Consider the following 17930-nt stretch of genomic DNA (forward strand, 5'->3'; position numbering starts at 1 on the left):
AGCATGATCCGCCGCGGCCCCGCCGGCGCACCTGCCCTGCTCGTCGCCGGGACCACCTCCGACGCGGGCAAGAGCGTCATCGTGACGGGCATCTGCCGCTGGCTCGCCCGCCAGGGCGTCAAGGTGGCCCCCTTCAAGGCGCAGAACATGTCGTTGAACTCCGCCGTGACCGCGGACGGCGCCGAGATCGGCCGCGCCCAGGCCGCCCAGGCCGCGGCGGCGGGCGTCGAGCCCACTGCTGCCATGAACCCGGTGCTGCTCAAGCCCGGCAGCGATCGCCGCAGCCAGGTCGTCGTGCGCGGACGCCCCGTCGGCGAGACCGACGCCCTGGGCTACCGCGAGTTCAAGGACCGCCTGCGCACGGTCGCCGCGGAAAGCCTGGCCGAGCTGCGCGCCGAGTACGATGCGGTCGTCTGCGAGGGCGCCGGCAGTCCCGCCGAGATCAACCTGCGGCGCGGCGACATCGCGAACATGGGCCTGGCGCGCGAGGCCGGCCTCCCGGTCCTGGTGGTCGGCGACATCGACCGCGGGGGCGTATTCGCCGCCATGCACGGCACCCTCGCCCTGCTGGAACCCGCCGACCAGGCACTGATCGCGGGCTTCGTCGTCAACAAGTTCCGCGGCGCCCCCGAGTTGCTGGAGCCCGGACTGGACATGCTGCGCCGCCTGACCGGCCGCCCGGTCCACGGTGTCCTGCCCTGGTTGGACGGCCAGTGGCTCGACGTGGAGGACTCGCTCGCGCTCAGCGGCGAGCGCGGCCCCGCCCTCGCTCCCCTGCGCGGGCGGACCCTGCGCGTGGCGGTCGTGCGTACGCCGCGGATCAGCAACTTCACCGACATCGACGCGCTGGCGGTCGAACCCGGCGTCGACGTCCGCTTCGCGACCTCCCCGCACGAGCTGGACGACGCGGATCTCGTGGTGCTGCCGGGCAGCCGCGCCACGGTCGCCGACCTGGCGTGGATGCGCGAACGCGGACTGGACGCCGCGGTGGTGGACCGCGCCGGACACGAACGTCCCGTACTGGGCATCTGCGGCGGATACCAGATGCTGGCGCGCACCATCCACGACGAGGTCGAGTCGGGAGCGGGCGCGGTGCCCGGGCTCGGCCTGCTGCCGACCAGCGTCGACTTCGCCGCGGACAAGACCCTCGCCCGCCCGGTCGGATCCGCCTACGGACACACCGTCGAGGCCTACGAGATCCACCACGGCCTGACGCGGATCGAGGACGAGCCCGGCACCGAGCGCTTCCTCGACGGCTGCCGCAGGCGCGCAGTGTGGGGCACCACCTGGCACGGCGCTCTGGAGAACGACGCCTTCCGCCGCGCTTTCCTCGCCGATGTGGCGCAGTGTGCGGGCCGGGACTTCGTGCCCGCCCCCGACACCGACTTCGCCGCCGAGCGCACGGCGCGCGTGGACGCGCTCGGCGACATGGTGGAGCAGTACATGGACACCGACGCGCTGCTGCGGTTGATGGAGCAGGGCCCGCCCGCGGAGTTGCCGATCGTGCCGCCAGCGGGGCTTCCCGCCGGTTGAGGGCACTCTTCCGTGACCGGCACCGGCTTGTGGCCGCGTCGGGCGCGCCCCCGGCTACCGGCGGGGCCGCCCGTCCTACGCCGAAGATCCGGGCCGGGAGGACCACGGCACCGTCGGCTGGAGCACGGCCTCGGTCAGGCCGCCGCTGCGCAGGCCGGTGATCTCCTGGTACTCGGGGTCGGCGACCATGCGGCTGAACGTCGCGCGGTCGGGGTAGCGGACGAGCAGGACCGCGTCCCATGCCTGGCCCTCCTCGGCGACCAGCGGCGACGCCCCGTCCCCGGCGTAGATCACCTCGGCCCCGTAACGCTCCAGGAAGCGCGCCGCCTGCCGGGAGTACTCCGCATAGGAGGAACGGCCGCCGGGTGCGAACCGCAGCAGGTTGAGCATCACGACGGGACCGCCCGGGTCCTCGTCCAGCATGCGCGCGAGGTCCGCTCCGGAGGGGTCGACTGCCATCGGTGGCTCCTTCTCGTCTCCTTCGATGTGCACCCCACCTTCGCATACCGTCCGGTTGGTATCCAGTCCCCCCACGAGCCGCCACGGCGCCCGCGCGTTTCGGTCGTACCGCGCGGCGCGCCGTCCCGGTCAGGACGGCGCGCCCGCGGGGACCGGCGTCAGCGGATCCTGGCGCCGTACACGTGCTCGACGGCCAACGCCATCAGCACCCGGCGGTCGGTCACCATCACCGACCGGTACTCCTGCCAGTCCGGGTGCTCCCCCGCTGCACGGCGGTAGTAGTCGACCAGCGCGTCGACCTCGGGACCGCCGGGGTCGGCTCCCGGACCGGTGAGGGTCGCCGTGCCCTCTGCAGTCGCCCACGCCCACCCGTCGGCACTGGTGACCTCCAACGCGGCCCGCGGGTCGCGGCGCAGGTTGGCCGTCTTGGCTCGGCCTTCGGTCATCGAGACGTAGATGACACCGGCCTCGTGGTCGTAGAAGGGTTGGACCGGCGACATCTGGGGCCGGCCGTCCGACTTGATCGTCGCGAGGACGCCGAGCCGGCTTTCCGCGAGCAGTGCGCGCGGGTTGAACGGTGCGTCTGCCATGTCAAGCTCCAAGTCGCGTTCGCGGGCGGCTATTCCTCCCGGTCCTCCCCGACGCGGGGCCGGATCCGGCCGCGGGGCAGCACACCGGCGCGCACGGTGAACCCGCCGTTCCGGGGCGTTCCGCGGAGTTCCCCTCTCCGCGCCGACGCCCCCGCCTGCAGCCCGCGCAACCCGTACCCGGCGAATCCGTCCACTGCCCGGACCGTCGTCCCTCACCCCCGGCCGGGCGCGGCCGCCTGTTCAGCCGCCGTCGGCGGTGCTCCCGGCGCGGGCGAAGAGCCCTGCGACCCGGCGCAGGTAGTCGCGGAACTCGGGCGGCTCCTCGACGTCGAAATCGGCCTCCATTTCCAGCAGGATCAGCGCGGGCCAGTGCAGCTCGTCGGTGCGGACGACGAGTCGGCTGGCGCCGCCGCCGACGTCCTCGGCAGTGCCCCACTCCCCGACCGTTCGCGCCACATCGGCGGCCGGGGCGCGGACGCGGACCACGACCCGGTAGCGGGCCGGGGCCTCGGACAAGCGGGCCTGCACGAACGCCTCGGCGTCGCCTTCGGGCAGCTCCCGCTGCCGGAAGCGGGTTCCGGTCGGCTCCGGATCGTGAACGCGATCCACCCGGAAGGTGCGCCAGTCGCCGCGATCGGTATCCCACGCCGGCAGGTACCACCGGCCGTTCAGCTGCACCAGCCGGTGCGGTTCGACCAGGCGCGCCGTCCGTTCGCCCCCGGAGGCGGTGTAGTCGAACCGCAGCCGCTCGGTGTCACGGCACGCCCGCGCGATCGCCAGCAGAGCGAGCGGGTCGATCCGCGGGCCGGCCATCCCCGGCGGCACGGGCGCCGTCGACGCTCGCAGCGCGTCGATGCGTCGCCGCAGCCGCGGCGGCAGCATGTCCATGACCTTGGTCAGCGCCTCGACCGCAGCCTCCCCGTATCCGGCGGCGCTGCCCGCGGCCGCGCTGCGCAGGCCCACCGCGATCGCCACCGCCTCCTCGTCGGTCAGCAGCAGCGGCGGCATGGCGCGGCCCGCACGCAGCTGGTAGCCGCCGCCCACGCCGGGGGTGGCGGCTACTCGGTAGCCGAGTTCGCGCAGGCGGTCGACGTCGCGGCGCAGCGTGCGCTCGCTGACCGCAAGCCGCTCGGCGAGCTCGGCGCCCGGCCAGAACCGGTTCGTCTGCAGCAGCGACAGCAGCCGCAGTGTCCGCTCGCTGGTGTTGCCCATGGCTCCAGATTCTGCCGGATCGCGGCCGGAAACCGACCGGGATCGATCCTAGGTTGGCGCCATGAAGACGACGATGATCGAAGCGCGCGGTCTGACCAGGCGTTTCCCCGTTGGCAAGCAGGTGGTCGAGGCGGTGCGCGCGGTCGATCTGCACGTCGCCGGCGGCGAGGTGATAGCGCTGCTGGGGCCCAACGGCGCCGGCAAGAGCACCACGATACGGATGCTGGCGACCCTGCTGGCGCCGACCTCGGGAACGGCGACGGTGGCCGGGCACGACGTGGTCCGCGAGCCCGGTGCAGTGCGGCGGCGCATCGGCTACGTCGGCCAGGGCAACGGGGCCGGCCACGGCCAGCGCGGGCGCGACGAGCTGGTCAGCCACGGCCGCGCCTACGGAATGAAGCCGGCGGCCGCTCGCAGCCGCGCCGGCGAACTGATCGACGAACTGGAGCTGTCGGGGGTGGCCGACCGGGTGGTGTCCTCTCTGTCGGGCGGTCAGCGCCGCCGGCTCGACATCGCGATGGGCCTGCTGCACACTCCCGACCTGCTCTTCCTCGACGAGCCCTCCACCGGCTTGGACCCGCAGAACCGCGCGCGCCTGCACTCCCACATCGCCCGGCTGCGCGCCCGGCACGGAACCACGATCGTGCTGACCACGCACTACCTCGACGAGGCCGATCTGCTGGCCGAACGCGTGGTGGTGGTCGACCACGGCAGCGTCGTCGCCGACGACTCCCCTGCCCGGCTGAAATCCGCGCACGCCGGGGACCGCATCCTGCTGGGCTTCGGCGACGCTGAGGCGGCCGATCGGGCGGCCCGCCACGTAGCGGGAATCGCCCAGGCGGCCGTGCACCGCGCGGGCACGCGGCTGGAGGTCCGGATGAGCGGCGGGGCCGGGTCGGCTCCCCGGCTGCTGCGCGAGTTGGGCGGGCTCGGCGCCGAGCCCGCCGAGGTGGAGGTCCGCCGCCCTTCGCTGGACGACGTCTTCCTGAACCTGACCGGCCGGAGCCTGCGCGAGGACGGCGCTGCGGCCGGTGCCGGGGACGGCCCGCAGCCGCGGCCCGGCGAGACGAAGGAGCAGCAGGAAGCGGAGGCGTCCCGATGAGCGCGACGAATGCGGTCACCGACACCGCGACCGTCTTCACCCGGGAGTTGCGGCCGGTGCTGCGCGATCCCGTGTCGATCGTCTTCAGCATGGTCCAGCCGCTGTTCTTCCTCGCCCTGTTCGCGCCGCTGCTGCCCGAGTCCGTGGCCGGTACGTCGTCGCTGCAGTGGTTCGTCCCCGGCGTCCTCGTGATGTCGTGCCTGTTCGCCACGGGTATGACGGGGTCGAACCTGCTGTACGAGCTGCAGACGGGCTCGCATGAGCGGCTGCTGGTCTCCCCGCTGCGCCGCTCGGCCCTGTTGACCGGGCGCGCGCTGAAGGAGGTCGTGCCCGTCCTCGCCCAGGCTGCGATCATCACGGCCGCGACTGTGCCGTTCGGGTTCCGTCCGTCGATCCCCGGGGCGCTGGCCGGCCTGCTGGTGCTCGGGGTGCTCTCGGTCGGGCTGGGGTCGCTGTCCTACGCCCTGGCCCTGGCCTCCAAGGACCGCGAGTGGCTGTTCTGGAGCGTCCAGCAGACGCTGCTGTTCCCGCTGCTGCTGTCGGGCGGCGCGCTGCTGCCCGTGGAGGAGGGCCCGGGGTGGCTGCGGACGCTTGCCGCGTTCAACCCGCTGACCTACGTGGTGGACGCCGAACGCGCGCTGGCGGCCGGACACGTGGTCTCGGCCGATGCGGCCGAGGGCCTGCTCGCGGCGGCGCTGGTGGCGGCAGCGGGTCTGTACGTCGGTATCCGGGCCATGCGCCGGGGGTGAGCGGATGCGGTCTGCGCGGTGCGCGTGGCACCGCACCGCGCAGACCGCATCCGCACGGACGCCGGCGGCTCGAATGCCGACTCACGGCGGAATCCGCGTTGAAGGGCCCTTGACGGCGCGCCATCCGGGCATGAAGGTATCCGGTAAGCGGTTTCCTTGTGAAATCCCCCCACTGCACGCTGTAATGCCTACAAAGTTCGCTTATCGCCCGGAAATCGCTTACCGACTGCGCGTGGCCGCCCGCGGTCGCGGGGGGAGCACCTGTCCATCCACGGTCGGAGGGAACCCCGAGTGAACAGAGCAGCCGGTCTCCTGGCCACCGCCGCCGGTGCGGCGCTGGTGGCCACCGCACTACCCGCAGCCGCCGACGCCGGCCACGGCCACGGCGGCCACCACGGTCGCGGCGGCGATCACGGACACCACGACCGCGACCTGGGGCGCGAGACGCTGGGCGACCGCGACGGCTGGGGCGCCGCCGAGGGCGGGACCACAGGCGGATCCGCGGCCGACGCCGACCACGTCTACACCGTCGACACCTGGGCCGGGCTGCAGGAGGCCGTCCAGGGCGACGAGCCCAAGATCGTCTACGTCGAGGGCGACATCAGCGCCATGACCGACGCCGACGGCGACTCCCTCTCCTGCACCGACTTCAACGACCCCGGCTACAGCTGGCAGGAGTACGTCGCCACCTACGACCCCGACGCCGGCTGGGAGGGCGAGGCGTCCGGGCCGCTGGAGGAGGCCCGCGAGCGCTCCTACGACGCCCACCGCTCGCATGTGATGCTGCGGCCCGGCTCCAACACCACCATCGTCGGCCTGGGCGACGCCTCGATCAGCGACGGCTTCGTCCTGCTGGAGAGCGTGGAGAACGTCATCCTGCGCAACCTCGGCATCCACGACGCCTACGACTGCTTCCCCTCCTGGGACGGCGAGGCGTGGGACGCCCAGTACGACAACATCGAGGTCTCCCGCACCGAGCACGTCTGGCTCGACCACCTCACCGTCTCCGACGGCGGCAACTACGACAGCGGATTCCCGGTGATCCACGGACAGCGCGTCGAGCACCACGACGGCCTGCTCGATGTGGTGCGCGCCAGCGACATGGTGACGATCTCCTGGAACCGGCTGGACGCCCACGACAAGACGATGCTGATCGGCAACACCGACAGCGACCGCTACGACGAGTGGGACAAGCTGCGCGTCACGGTGCACCACAACCGCTTCAGCAACGTCACCCAGCGCGCACCGCGGGTGCGGTACGGCCAGGTACACGTCTACAACAACCTCTACACCCACTCGGCGGACTCGCCGTACGACTACCAGTACTCCCTGGGTGCGGGCGTGGAGTCCCACATCTACGCGGAGAACAACTTCTTCTTCATGCGCGGCGGCATCGCCGCCGGCGAGGTGATCCAGTCCTGGCGCGGCACCGCCATCCACGAGGAGGGCAGCGTCTTCAACGGCCGCCGCACGGACCTGCTGGCCGCCTACAACGCCGCGAACCCCGACGCCACGCTCGCCGAGGACACCAGCTGGACCCCGTCGCTGCACCGCCGCGTGCATCCCACGTGGGCGGTCCCGGCGCTGGTCCACGCCAAGGCCGGTGCGGGCGAGGCCCGGTAGCGCCCGGACCCTTCGGCGCAGACGGCCTCCCGCGTCTGCGCCGTGCGGGAGCCGCCCCGCCGGTCCGGCCCTCCGGACCGGCGGGGCGGCGGGGCGGCGGGGCGGCCGTATGCGTGCTGCGAACGGCCGCGCCCGCCGGTCCCCGCAGCGCCCGTTCTCTACGCTCGGGTAGGAAGGACTCCGTGGCAATCACGGGAAGCGCGCTGATAGGCGCGGTCGAGGCGGGCATGATCGCCGTGCCTGCGGGCGGGATCACGCTGCGGGACGAGGGTTCGCGGAGTGAGTGGCGGGTCGAGGTGGGCGCGTTCCGGATGGCCTCCCATCCGGTGACCACCGAGGTGTACGCGGCGCTCGGCGGGCAGGGGCACGCCGGATCCGCGGGGGGCGGCACACCGGTGACCGACGTGTCCTGGCTGGAGGCCGTCCGCTTCTGCAACCGCCTCTCGCGGGCCGCCGGACGCACACCGTGCTACACGGACGGCGGCGATCCGGACGGTCTGGACGTGGTCTGCGACTGGGGCGCCTCCGGGTACCGGCTGCCTTCGGAGGCGGAGTGGGAGTACGCCTGCCGCGCGGGCGACGCCGGGGTGCGGTACGGGGATCTCGACGACATCGCCTGGCACCGCGGCAACTCCGGCGCGGCCGCGCACGACGTGGCGACCAAGGCGCCCAACGCCTGGGGCCTGCACGACACGATCGGCAACGTGTGGGAGTGGTGCTGGGACCGCTACGATCCCCGGGTCTACGGGCCCTACCGCGTCTTCCGCGGCGGCGGCTGGAACGATCTGCCCCGCGGCTGCCGCGCATCCTGCAGGCGCAAGAGCCATCCCACCCTGCGCACCGACGATCTGGGATTCCGCCTCGCCCGGTCGCTGTGAGCGGTGGCGTGAGGGCGCTCAGCGTGTCAACTGCCGCCCTCCGGCCACGGAGAGCGCCTCGCCGTTGACGTGGCCGTTGGCGCCCGAGCCCAGGAACACGGCGGCTTGGGCTACGTCCTCAGGGGTGCAGATGCGTCCCGTCGGCGTCTTCGCGCCTTCGGCGCCGATCACCTCCGGCCCGAGCCAGGGCGCGTTCAGCGCCCGCTCGGTGCGGGTGAACCCGGGTCGCACCACGTTGGTGAGGATCCCGTGACGGGCTTCCCGGACCGCGAAGACGCGCGCGGCGGTCTCGACCGCGCCCTTGGCGGCCGGGTAGGCGGTGGGTCCGGCCATGGGCTGCTCGACGATGTCGGTCGAGATGAGCACCACCCGCCCCCATCCCGCACTGCGCATCGCGGGCAGCACAGCCTCCACGAGGGCCAGCGTCCCCGCGGCGTTGGCGGTGAGGCTGCCGATCAGGCCCTCCCGGCTCTGGTCGCCGAACTCGGGCCAGGCGACGGCGTTGGCCACCAGGACGCCGATGCCGCCGAGCACGTGCTCGACCTCGGTCACCGCCCGGTCGATCGAGTCCGGGTCGCCCTGGTCGATGCGGACTTCCGCGGCGCGCCCGCCGGCGCCGGTGATCGTTCGCACCACCTCCCGTGCGCCCGCGCGATCGCTGTGCCAGCCCGCCGCGACGGCGGCGCCCTCCTCGGCGAACGCGGTGGCGAGAGCGCGCCCGATCGCGCCGGAGGCGCCGGTGACCAGCACGGTCCTGCCGCTGAGTTTCGTGTCCATACTGCCTCTCTATTTATATAGCCGACTACTTATTAGCCGACTATACATCAGTAGCATGGGCGAGTGGAAAGCGACGAGTCCAGGCGGGTCAACCGCGCGCTGAACAAGATGAGCAAGCTCTACCGCGAGGTGAAGTCGCGCAAGCTCGCGGCGCTGGGCCTGCACCCCGGCCAGGACGTGCTGCTGTGGCTGCTGGCGCAGGAGGAGGACGGCATGACCGTCTCGCAGCTGGCCGCGCAGCTGGGGATCGAGTCACCCACGGCGACCCGTACGCTGGCCCGCATGGAGAAGCGGGAACTGTTCCGCCGCGAGCCCGTGCCCTCCGATCGCCGGCAGGTGCGGATCGTGCTCACCGAGCATGCCCGCCGGTTGATCCCCGAGATCGAGGCGGCCTGGGACGAACTCGCCGAGGAGACGCTGGGCGGGCTGTCGCCCGAGCAGCGCTCAGCGGTAGTCGAGGCGCTGGAGGACGCCAACGACCGCCTGCGTGACCAGGTGGAGGAATCTGTTCTGACCGAGGAGTAGCCGAGCGCAAATGGCCGCCACCGTGCCGCCCCGCGGCGGCCAATACGGCCGCGTTTGGCGTGGTCACACGCCGGTGATCCGGTTCCAGACCTCCTGACCGCACAGCACCAGGAACAGCGCCCCGGCTACGGCCAGGCCGGTGTTGCTGAGGATTCCGCTGCGCCACTCCCGCGGGGTCCGCCGGGTGTTTAGCAGCCACATGAGGGTGAAGGCCAGGAAGGGCATGAACGCCGACCCCAGCACGCCGTAGGCGATCACCAGCGCGATCGGCCGGTCCAGCAGCAGCAGGAGCATGGACGGGAACGTCAGCCACAGCAGGAAGGCGCGGAACTCCCAGCTGGTCTCCCGCTCCTCCACGCTCCGGTCGGCGCGGCCGCGGATGTTGCCCACGAAGTCGGCGAACATCAGGCTCACGCCGTGCCAGACGCCCAGCAGCGAGGAGTAGGCGGCGGCGAAGAACCCGACGAGGAACACCACCGAGACGAACGTGCCGAACCGCTCGCGCAGCACTTCGGCGAGGGTGATCAGCCCCTCGTCGCCCTCGGCCATCGCGATCTGGGCGGTGTGCAGCAACTCGGCGCCGACGATCAGCATGGCGACGACGAAGACACCCGTGGTTATGTAGGCGACCCGGTTGTCCAGGCGCATCATGCGGATCCAGGCGGGGCTGCGCCAGCCCTTGGCGTTGACCCAGAACCCGTAGGCGGCCATGGTGATCGTGCCGCCGACGCCGCCGATCAGCCCGAGGGTGTAGAAGAGGGAGTCCTCCGGTGTGCTCGGCACCAGGCCGCCGGCCAAGGAGCCGAGGTCGGGGACGAGGTACACCGCCAGGCCCACCACGGTGACGAACAGCAGGCCCACCAGCACGGTCATCACCCGCTCCAGGACGGGATACCGGTTGAACCAGACGAAGAGCAGACCGGTGATCCCCGCGGCGACCGCGAACACCCACAGGGGGACGGCGGGGAACAGCGCCTGCAGGGGCAGTGCGGTCGCCGACATCGCGGTGGCGCCGTAGACGAAGCCCCAGATGACGATGTAGGGCGCGAAGAACACGAAGGTCCACACGCCCATACCGCGCCATCCGTCGAAGATGGTCTGGCCCGAGGCCAGGTGCCAGCGGCCGGTGGCCTCCGCCAGGGCGATCTTCACGACGCAGCCGACGACGACCGCCCACAGCAGGGCGTAGCCGAACCTTTCGCCCGCCACCAGGCTGGCCACCATGTCGCCCGACCCCACACCGGTGGCGGCGACGACGATTCCCGGACCGATGAGCTTCCATCGGGCCTTGTACTGCTCCTGCTGCTCCCGTTCGGCCACAAACTCCCCTTCGACGCCGTCGCAGCGGGTGAGCCCGCCGCAGCATAGGGCGATTCCACGCTATTCGGCCGGTGCGGGGCAACCCGTGCAACCGGCCTACTGCTTCGGTCGGACACCGTGAAGCGCCGGGCGGCCGGAAACGGCCACCAGTGCCGGGGAGTGTGGGCGGCGCAGCCCGGCCGCGGCCGGACACCTGTGGTCGGCACTCCGGCGGAAAAAATGCTACATCGTGTGCCAAAAACACTGTGGCGCCGTTAAGCTCGCACCATGGCGACACCTCACCTCGCACCCCCCGTAGCGTTCGACCCCGGCGACGACACCGACGAACTGGCCGAGCGCCTCGCCGCCACCGGCCCCCTGGCGCGGCTGCGGATCGCGGGCCACACGCACTGGGCTCTGACCAGCCACGAAGCACTCCAGGAAGCGTTGCACCCCCGGTCGGACCTCTTCGTCCGCAGCGCCACCTACCGCGACCACCACGGCGAATTCGACGCGTCCTCGCCCTTGATCGCCAACATCCGGGTCCGCTCGATGCTGACCCAGGACGGCCCCGATCACCGGCGCGTCCGCGGCCTCGTGCAGAACGTCTTCACGCGGCGGCGCGTGCAGGAACTGCGCCCGCAGGTCGAGGCGATCACCGAGCGCCTCCTGGAGCGGATTGCCGAGCCCGGCGCGCCCCGGCCCGTCGATCTCAAACAGAGCCTGGCCATGCCGGTGCCGATCCAGGTCATCGGGCGGCTGCTGGGGTTGGATCCCGACGACTACCCCGCGATCTCCGACATCGCCGAGCGAACCCTCTCCGGTGTCGACACGGCGGTCGTGGAAGAGGCGTACCGGTTCATCGGGGACCTGGTCCGCCGGAAGCGCGAGAACCCCGACGACGCCCTGATCAGCGCGATGATCGCGGAGAACAGCGCCGACGGCGACAAGCTCGGCGCCGAGGAACTGGCTGACACCGTCTACCTGCTGCTGATCGCCGGATTCGAGACGACGATGGGGGCGCTGGCCAACGGCTGGCGCCAACTCCTGCGCCACCCCGACCAGCTGGGGCTGCTCACCGGCGGCACCGTCACCTGGGAGCAGGGCATCGAGGAGGTCCTGCGGCACAGCACCAGCGTGAACCTGCTGCCCGCGATCTTCCCCACGCGCGAGGTCAGCTACGGAGGCGTCACCCTGCCGCAGGGGACGCCGGTGCTACTCGCCTACAAGGCCGCCGGACGCGACCGCAAAGTGTGGCACGACGCCGCCTCCTTCGACGTCACCCGCGAGCGCACCCCGAACCTGGCCTTCGGCTACGGCGCGCACCGCTGCCTGGGTGAGCACCTGGCGCGCCTGGAGCTGGGCGTGGCCCTGCCGGCCCTCTTCGAGCGGTTTCCCGGCCTCCGCTCGGCCGAGGACGACGAGCCAGCCCCGAGCCTGCTGATGAGCCACCCGCGCAGGCTGCTGGTGTACCCGTAGGCACCACCTCACGAGCGCCCGGCGGGGCGGCGGCGCGCGAGCGGTCGCACCCGCCGGGCGTTCGCGGCCTGCCCCGCCCGACCGTGCGGCGATCCTCGAACCATAGGAACTCGCCCCGAACCACCCGAAGAGGAGTCCCGTGTCCCGTCCCCGCCTACTGAGGTCCCTGACTGCGCTGGCGCTGGTGCCGACAGCCGTCGGCTGCTCGCCGCCCGCGGACGACGCGCAGTCCCCTTCGCCCGATGCGGCCGCCGCGATCGAGAAGATCGAGGACCTGGGCGCCCTATGCGAGAACCCGGGAGAGGGCTACGGCAATGCCGCACCCTATACCGGCGAGGGGCCGCACCCCACCGTCGTGTTCTCCGCCGCCGCCATGGCCGACACCGACCCGCACACCCGGCCGGGGCTGGTCGACACCCGTGACGCCGCGGAGGACGCGACGCCGATCAGCGGATGGTTCCCCGGATCGCTGAACGCGACGCAACTGCTCGTCTGCGCACGCGGGCGCGGCCCGGTGGAGAAACTGCACACCTGCGACTACGAGGAGTCCGAATGGGACTCTTTCGGCGGCGGACAGGACAGCGGCACCCCGAAGCGCAGCACGCTCCCCCTGTTCAGCCAGCGGTTCACCTTCACCGTGTACGAACTCGCAACGGGCGAGAAGATCCACGAGACCGACTTCACCGCGACCAACGGGCACTTCGCCGGTTCCGGCCTCACGACCGACTGCCCGTCGGTGCTGCAGTACGAGGAGTCTCCCTCGGAGCTCTACGCCGCTCCGTCGGCGGAGGACCTGCACGAGCAGCTGGCGCCGATCGTCGAGGAGCCGACCGCCTGAGGGGGCGCGGTCGGCGGCGCACCGACCGGGCGCCGCGCCCCTCCCCGGAACGCCCGACGCAAGCGGGCGGGCACGGGAGGCAGCGGTACACGCGGCAGGCGAAGACGCTCCGGCTCAACCGCGTCCCAGCAGGGCGCGGGCGAAGCCGCCCAGACGCTCCCCCAGCGACGGCGACCGCGTCGCGGCGGCCGGCGCCGGGCCGGACGGGCGGACCGCGGCGGGCTCCGGGAGTGCCGCCCGGCTCTCGGGCAGGTGGACCTCGCCGAGGTCCACCGGAAGCTCCCGCAGGCCGTTGATGACCATCGAAGGGCGGTCGGGCAGCGCGTCGGCGGGTACCGCCAGGCGCAGGGGCGCGGCGCCGAACAAGCAGTGCACGGCCGCGCCGGCCACAACGGTGGCGATGTCCTGTCCGGCCCTCGGGCAGCCGTGGCCGCCTGTCCCCCACCCCAGGTGCGCGTTCGTGCTCGACGTCAGCTCGCGGGCGGCGAGGCTCTGGTTGGCCGCGGCGATGCCGAACCCGACGAGGTCGCCGCCGCGCAGGCGGTAGTGGCCGATCGTGTGGTCGGCGGTGACCCAGCGTCCGGGAAGCATCGCGACCGGAGGGCGGTGGACCTGGACGGTGTTGACGACTGCGCGGACGTCGCCGAGCCCGGAGCGCAGGTCGGCGCCCATCCGCGGGTCGGTGAGGAGTTCGCGCAGGCAGTTGCCGATCAGGTGGGTGGTGGGGTCGTAGCCCGCGGCGAAGAGCAGCGCCGTCTGGTCCGCGGCCTCTGCTCGCGTGTGCGCAGGCCGGTCCCGATCATGCAGCAGGAACGAGAGGACGTCGTCCTGCGGATGCCGCGCGCGCTGCTCGGCGAGCGCCGCGAGGTCCTCGGCGAGCTGTGTCCAGGCCTGCATGGCCAGGTGCGGTTCGCCGTCCCAGACCGTCTCCATCAGTGTGCCGATGCGGTCGGCCTCGGCGGCGGTGAACCCGACCAGGCGGGCCAGCACCGTGCCCGTCAGGCGGCGGGCGTAGTCGCCGATCAGGTCCACCGGGCGGGGATAGGTGTAGCCGGCGGCCAGGTCGTCACTGCGGCGGCGGGAGAACTCGGCGATGAGCCGGTAGGCCACCCGTTCGACGGCGTCGAGCACCCGGTTCCTGTCGATGAGGTGCTGCAGGGCGTCCTGCAGCGCACCGCGGTAGCGCGCATGTTCGCCGCCGTCGCGGAAGCGCGCGCTCTGGCGCCGGATCAGCTGCACGGCGGTACCCGACGATTCGGGGATCAGACCTTCCCGCATGTCCCGCCAGTGGTCGGGGTCGGCGGAGAAGGGGCTCGCGGGCTGCATGGCCCAGCGGATGGACTCCCAGGAGAGCAGCAGCCAGCCCCGCGCGTAGGGATCGAACCAGGCCGGGGCCACATCCCCGTAGGTCTCGCGCAGGTACTTCCACCGCAGGTCGGGGCGTTCGACGGGCTCGTAGAGCTTGACAGGCGGGACGGGGGTGGTCATAGAGCACCGGTTCGGCGGATAGGGGGCGAGGGGTAACGAGGCGCGGCGGCGCCGGTCCGGGTTCCCACCGACCGCACGGCCGACCGGCGGGATGCCTCCGGATGCGCCCGCCAGCGGGTTCACGACCGCGTTCCCGCCGCCGGCGTGGTCGGGCGCCCGTCACGGGACTCCGGCGGTGGCGTTACTCCGGTACTCCCGCGCCTCCTGCGGATCGCGCGGAGTCGGCGGAGCCTCGTACTGCGTTCTGGTCGGGAGGGAGACAGGCCCCGCCACGGCGTGGTTCCGTCCCCCCGCCGGTGGTAGGCCCTCTCCCACCCGAGTAGTAATTATGATACACAGTGTTCCATTTTTCTAGGGTCGAAGTCAGAGCGCATCCGGCGGATTCGGGGGTACTTCGTCCGCAGCGGGCCGGGACTCGCCGCAGCGTATGTGCGCTGCGCCGACCCGCGATACCACTCGCCGCAGCGCCGCACGTAGGCTGCGCCTATGTCGACAGGGCCGCGGGAGACGCAGAGCAGGCCGGACCCGGGAACCGTCACGCCGGACTCCGAGCAGGAGCGGCGCGGCTCCCCCGACGCCGTCGCATACGCTCCGCAGCGGCCTGCGCCTCGCAAGGTGCACTACCGCAAGTCCGAGCGGACACGCCTGGAGTTCCTGGACGCGGCGGAGACCGCGCTGGCGGCCGTTCCGCTGAACGAGTTGACGGTCGAGCGGGTCTGCGAGCGGGCCGGGAAATCCCGGAGTACCTACTACCGGCACTTCGACGACCTCCCGGCCGTCATCCGGGAGCTGATCAGGACCCGCCACGCGGTGTTCATCGCGGAGATCGAGCCGAAGGCCGGCGAGCACCTGGAAGACTTCCTGCGGCGCGGCATAGACCTGCTGCACCGCTCCTGGCAGCAGCATCCGCAGGTGTGGCTCACCGCCCTCGACCTGCACGTCCTCGGCGATGAGGGCAGCAGGATGCAGGCGGAGTGGACGCACATGCTGCTGGAGAAGACACCCCGGATCGCCGCGCTCGCGCGCAACACCCACTACAAACTCGCGTCCCGCCCCCCGGACCGGTTGGAGGGGCGGATCGGCAACTGGCTGCTCGGCACCTACTTCGTCTTCGCCACCCTGTACCGCTCCCCCGGCCGCGAAACCGTGACCGCCCAGGTCGACGATCAGACCGACCTGGGGATCCTCGCCTGCGGCTTCGAACCCGGCCGGGTGAGCGCACGAGAGCGTGCTCGCCTGGCGTTCCTGGACGCGGCCGACGCGCTGGCGGCAGACGTCCCGAGCGGGGAACTCACCGTCGCCGAGATCTGCCGGCACGCCCGCAAATCCACGACGACCTTCCACCGCTGCTTCCCGGGCGGACTGCGGGAACTCCGCGGCGTCCTGGACGCGGTGCCCGCCGACGCACCGGCGCCCGCCGCGCGCCGGTAGAGGTGTAGGCCGCTGGGCACCGCCCGGCGGCTATCCGTGCCCGGTCCGCCGCTGACGCCGTCAGCCGCCGCGTAGATGGTCCCGCAGGCGGCGGGCCGCGCGGCCCATCAGGGCGTCAGCGCCCGGCTGGGTGATGGCGGGGACGCGCGACGCCGTCAAGGCGGCGACGGCGAAGGTCTGGCCGTCGGAGTGCTCCACCACTCCGAACTCGTGGCGGAGGTTCAGCAGGGTCCCGGTCTTGGACGACCAGCGGGCGGCGTCGGAGGCGAAGTCGGGTGCCAGGCGCTGCCGCAGCACGTTCGCGGCCATCAGCTCCCGCACCCGCTCGGCCACCTCGCCGGAGATCGCCGAGGGCCGCCACAGCGCGTGGAGCAGGTCCACCATGGCCCGGGCGGATGCGGAATTGGCCCGGGTCACGTCGAGCTGGGGTACGCCGTGGCCGCGGCCAGGCGTACCGCCTTCGATGGCCAGGGTGTGGGCCAGGTGCGCCTCGCCGGGCCCGAGCCGCTCGGCCGGGGTCTGATTCAAGTCGAGCAGCATGTGGCGGACCGCGATACCGCGCAGCCCGATCCCGTCCAGCCAGCGGGCGACCTCCTCCGGCCGGACGAGCCCGAACAGAGCGTCGGCGGCGGAGTTGTCGCTGACCGCCAGGCTGAGGTAGAGGAGATCGTCGAGGGCGATCCGGGCCGGGTGGCGGAACCTGCTCACTCCCACCGGTCCGGGTGTGGCCACCTGCCCGGGCTGCACCTCCAGGCGCGCGTCCCCCTCCAGCTCACCGCGCCGCACGCGGTCCAGCACGGCGGCCGCCAGGGGTACCTTCACCAGCGAGGCGATGGGCAGGTCCACGTCGGCATCGATGCCGACTTCGTCGCCGGTGTCCAACTCACGCACCAGGAGGGAACCGTACAGACCGCCGTCGTCCAGTTCGTCGCCGACGTCCCGCAGCAGGGCCGTCTCCGTGTCCCGCAGCGAGCTCACTCGGACCCCCGCCCCGCCGCGGTCGCGCCGAGACAGCGGGCGAGGCCGAGGTCCAGGGCCTCTTCGACCCACCGGCCGTCCGTGCCCGTCCCCGCTGCGACGGTGTAGCCGCGAGCCGGTTCGATCTCGCCGATCGGGCGCCAGTGCAGCCGCAGCTGCCGCGCCTGGGCCGCCGAGCACAGCAGCAGGTCCGCCGAGCACAGCACCCGCGCCGCGGCCGATGCGAGCGCGGTCGACACCGCGACCTGGGACGGTTGCAGACCGGCGGCGTCACCGTGCCGCCGGATGCGGTCGCGGATGTGCGGCACGTCGTCCTCGGGCTGGATCCACAGCCGGCGCCGCCTCTCGGTGTCACCGCGGCCGACGCGCAGCGTCTCCAGGTACACGGCCGCCGCGTGGGTCTCGACCACTCCGCCTACACCCAGGGGGACCGTCCACTTGCCTTCACCGGGCGGGACCGCGGCGGTCGCCGCCCGCACCTGGCGAGTACGCAGCAGGTCGTCCCGTCCCGGCGGCGGCGCCGGGTGCAGGTCCAGCTCGATGCCCTGCCGCAGCGCCTCGGCGCCGAGCAGGGCGAGGTCGCGCGTGGCGCAGATGTCGGGAACGGCCAAGCGCAGCGGGGCGAGCCGTGCGCGTTCGGCATCGTGCTCCATAGCCTCGGCCAGGCTGATCAGGCGCTTGGCCGACGGCAGCATGTCGTGACCGAAAGGAGTCAGCGTGGCGCGCCGGGTGGAGCGGTCGAACAGCCGCCCGCCGAGATGCCGCTCCAGAGCCGCGATCCGACGGCTTGCCACCGGCTGCGGGATGCGTGCGGCCGCGGCGCCGAGGGTGAAGCTCCCGCGCTCACTGACGCGTACGAAGGCGAGGCAGGCGCCGACGAGGTCCATGTGCCGCAGACTATGCCGTTTTCGCATCGGAGTCGCCATTTCCGTCTTGGACCGTATCGGTGCCGCCGCGCGAGACTCTGCG

Annotated in this window: 17 protein-coding genes; 9 read left to right on the plus strand and 8 right to left on the minus strand. The window is 72.4% G+C overall.

The genetic code is table 11. The annotated features are described in order from the left end of the window. Positions 1-3 precede the first annotated feature (3 nt). Entirely contained in the window at positions 4-1533 is a 1530-nt protein-coding gene (locus tag EKD16_RS18215) for a cobyric acid synthase (protein ID WP_131102756.1), read from the plus strand. Between the two features lie 75 nt (positions 1534-1608). Here the strand turns inward: EKD16_RS18215 and EKD16_RS18220 are convergent, their stop codons facing one another. The 3 genes from EKD16_RS18220 to EKD16_RS18230 all read right to left on the minus strand — a co-directional run bounded on the left by EKD16_RS18220 (position 1609) and on the right by EKD16_RS18230 (position 3794). After that, positions 1609-1992, minus strand: coding sequence for a DUF1330 domain-containing protein (locus tag EKD16_RS18220; protein WP_131099482.1), 384 nt, complete (start codon positions 1990-1992; stop codon positions 1609-1611). A gap of 158 nt (positions 1993-2150) precedes the next feature. After that, on the minus strand, positions 2151-2582 hold the full coding sequence (locus EKD16_RS18225) for a PPOX class F420-dependent oxidoreductase (protein ID WP_131099483.1): 432 nt from the start codon (positions 2580-2582) through the stop codon (positions 2151-2153). Positions 2583-2822: 240 nt separating this feature from the next. Then, complete coding sequence (locus tag EKD16_RS18230) at positions 2823-3794, minus strand: helix-turn-helix transcriptional regulator (protein ID WP_131099484.1); 972 nt, start codon at positions 3792-3794, stop codon at positions 2823-2825. A 73-nt stretch (positions 3795-3867) separates the two neighbouring features. Between EKD16_RS18230 and EKD16_RS18235 the strand changes: the two genes are divergently transcribed. The 4 genes from EKD16_RS18235 (at position 3868) to EKD16_RS18250 (ending at position 8146) form a co-directional block, all read left to right on the plus strand. Beyond that, positions 3868-4896: an ATP-binding cassette domain-containing protein gene (locus EKD16_RS18235; protein WP_131102758.1), complete on the plus strand. Its 1029-nt coding sequence runs from the start codon at positions 3868-3870 to the stop codon at positions 4894-4896. After that, positions 4893-5645, plus strand: a complete 753-nt coding sequence (locus tag EKD16_RS18240; RefSeq protein ID WP_131099485.1) for an ABC transporter permease — start codon at positions 4893-4895, stop codon at positions 5643-5645. Before EKD16_RS18235 ends, EKD16_RS18240 begins: the two co-directional genes overlap by 4 nt. A 291-nt stretch (positions 5646-5936) precedes the next feature. Beyond that, positions 5937-7268 (plus strand): pectate lyase family protein, encoded by a 1332-nt coding sequence (locus EKD16_RS18245; RefSeq protein ID WP_242677038.1) that lies wholly within the window; start codon positions 5937-5939, stop codon positions 7266-7268. A gap of 227 nt (positions 7269-7495) precedes the next feature. Then, entirely contained in the window at positions 7496-8146 is a 651-nt protein-coding gene (locus EKD16_RS18250) for a formylglycine-generating enzyme family protein (RefSeq protein ID WP_131102762.1), read from the plus strand. A gap of 18 nt (positions 8147-8164) precedes the next feature. Here the strand turns inward: EKD16_RS18250 and EKD16_RS18255 are convergent, their stop codons facing one another. Beyond that, a complete protein-coding gene (locus EKD16_RS18255) occupies positions 8165-8923 on the minus strand; it encodes an SDR family NAD(P)-dependent oxidoreductase (RefSeq protein ID WP_131099486.1) in 759 nt (252 codons plus the stop codon). 63 nt (positions 8924-8986) lie between these two features. Between EKD16_RS18255 and EKD16_RS18260 the strand changes: the two genes are divergently transcribed. Further along, positions 8987-9448 carry a MarR family winged helix-turn-helix transcriptional regulator gene (locus EKD16_RS18260; RefSeq protein WP_131099487.1) on the plus strand — a complete coding sequence of 154 codons (462 nt, stop codon included), beginning with the start codon at positions 8987-8989 and terminating at the stop codon, positions 9446-9448. A gap of 63 nt (positions 9449-9511) precedes the next feature. On the opposite strand, the gene EKD16_RS18265 is transcribed toward EKD16_RS18260, so the two are convergent. Next, positions 9512-10768, minus strand: a complete 1257-nt coding sequence (locus EKD16_RS18265) for an Nramp family divalent metal transporter (protein WP_242677039.1) — start codon at positions 10766-10768, stop codon at positions 9512-9514. A gap of 267 nt (positions 10769-11035) precedes the next feature. Here EKD16_RS18265 and EKD16_RS18270 point away from each other — a divergent pair, with 267 nt between their 5' ends. Beyond that, complete coding sequence (locus EKD16_RS18270; RefSeq protein ID WP_131099488.1) at positions 11036-12226, plus strand: cytochrome P450; 1191 nt, start codon at positions 11036-11038, stop codon at positions 12224-12226. Positions 12227-12365: 139 nt separating this feature from the next. Next, positions 12366-13064, plus strand: coding sequence for a hypothetical protein (locus EKD16_RS18275; protein WP_131099489.1), 699 nt, complete (start codon positions 12366-12368; stop codon positions 13062-13064). Positions 13065-13178: 114 nt separating this feature from the next. Here the strand turns inward: EKD16_RS18275 and EKD16_RS18280 are convergent, their stop codons facing one another. Beyond that, complete coding sequence (locus EKD16_RS18280; protein WP_131099490.1) at positions 13179-14552, minus strand: cytochrome P450 family protein; 1374 nt, start codon at positions 14550-14552, stop codon at positions 13179-13181. Positions 14553-15038: 486 nt separating this feature from the next. On the opposite strand from EKD16_RS18280, the gene EKD16_RS18285 reads away from it, so the two are divergent. After that, on the plus strand, positions 15039-15983 hold the full coding sequence (locus EKD16_RS18285) for a TetR/AcrR family transcriptional regulator (RefSeq protein WP_131099492.1): 945 nt from the start codon (positions 15039-15041) through the stop codon (positions 15981-15983). Positions 15984-16043: 60 nt separating this feature from the next. On the opposite strand, the gene EKD16_RS18290 is transcribed toward EKD16_RS18285, so the two are convergent. Together EKD16_RS18290 and EKD16_RS18295 are read right to left on the minus strand one after the other, a co-directional pair. Further along, positions 16044-16961, minus strand: coding sequence for a serine hydrolase (locus EKD16_RS18290; protein ID WP_242677040.1), 918 nt, complete (start codon positions 16959-16961; stop codon positions 16044-16046). Then, positions 16958-17848: a LysR family transcriptional regulator gene (locus EKD16_RS18295; RefSeq protein WP_207391345.1), complete on the minus strand. Its 891-nt coding sequence runs from the start codon at positions 17846-17848 to the stop codon at positions 16958-16960. Before EKD16_RS18295 ends, EKD16_RS18290 begins: the two co-directional genes overlap by 4 nt. Positions 17849-17930: the final 82 nt, after the last annotated feature.

This window comes from Streptomonospora litoralis, assembly GCF_004323735.1.
In the GTDB taxonomy this organism is placed as follows: domain Bacteria; phylum Actinomycetota; class Actinomycetes; order Streptosporangiales; family Streptosporangiaceae; genus Streptomonospora; species Streptomonospora litoralis.

Excerpts from the sequence above, each read along its gene's own strand:
- EKD16_RS18215 (WP_131102756.1), top strand. The coding sequence starts at position 4 with ATGATCCGCCGCGGCCCCGCCGGCGCACCTGCCCTGCTCGTCGCCGGG.
- EKD16_RS18220 (WP_131099482.1), bottom strand. The coding sequence starts at position 1,992 with ATGGCAGTCGACCCCTCCGGAGCGGACCTCGCGCGCATGCTGGACGAG.
- EKD16_RS18225 (WP_131099483.1), bottom strand. The coding sequence starts at position 2,582 with ATGGCAGACGCACCGTTCAACCCGCGCGCACTGCTCGCGGAAAGCCGG.
- EKD16_RS18230 (WP_131099484.1), bottom strand. The coding sequence starts at position 3,794 with ATGGGCAACACCAGCGAGCGGACACTGCGGCTGCTGTCGCTGCTGCAG.
- EKD16_RS18235 (WP_131102758.1), top strand. The coding sequence starts at position 3,868 with ATGATCGAAGCGCGCGGTCTGACCAGGCGTTTCCCCGTTGGCAAGCAG.
- EKD16_RS18240 (WP_131099485.1), top strand. The coding sequence starts at position 4,893 with ATGAGCGCGACGAATGCGGTCACCGACACCGCGACCGTCTTCACCCGG.
- EKD16_RS18250 (WP_131102762.1), top strand. The coding sequence starts at position 7,496 with ATGATCGCCGTGCCTGCGGGCGGGATCACGCTGCGGGACGAGGGTTCG.
- EKD16_RS18255 (WP_131099486.1), bottom strand. The coding sequence starts at position 8,923 with ATGGACACGAAACTCAGCGGCAGGACCGTGCTGGTCACCGGCGCCTCC.
- EKD16_RS18270 (WP_131099488.1), top strand. The coding sequence starts at position 11,036 with ATGGCGACACCTCACCTCGCACCCCCCGTAGCGTTCGACCCCGGCGAC.
- EKD16_RS18280 (WP_131099490.1), bottom strand. The coding sequence starts at position 14,552 with ATGACCACCCCCGTCCCGCCTGTCAAGCTCTACGAGCCCGTCGAACGC.
- EKD16_RS18285 (WP_131099492.1), top strand. The coding sequence starts at position 15,039 with ATGTCGACAGGGCCGCGGGAGACGCAGAGCAGGCCGGACCCGGGAACC.
- EKD16_RS18295 (WP_207391345.1), bottom strand. The coding sequence starts at position 17,848 with ATGGACCTCGTCGGCGCCTGCCTCGCCTTCGTACGCGTCAGTGAGCGC.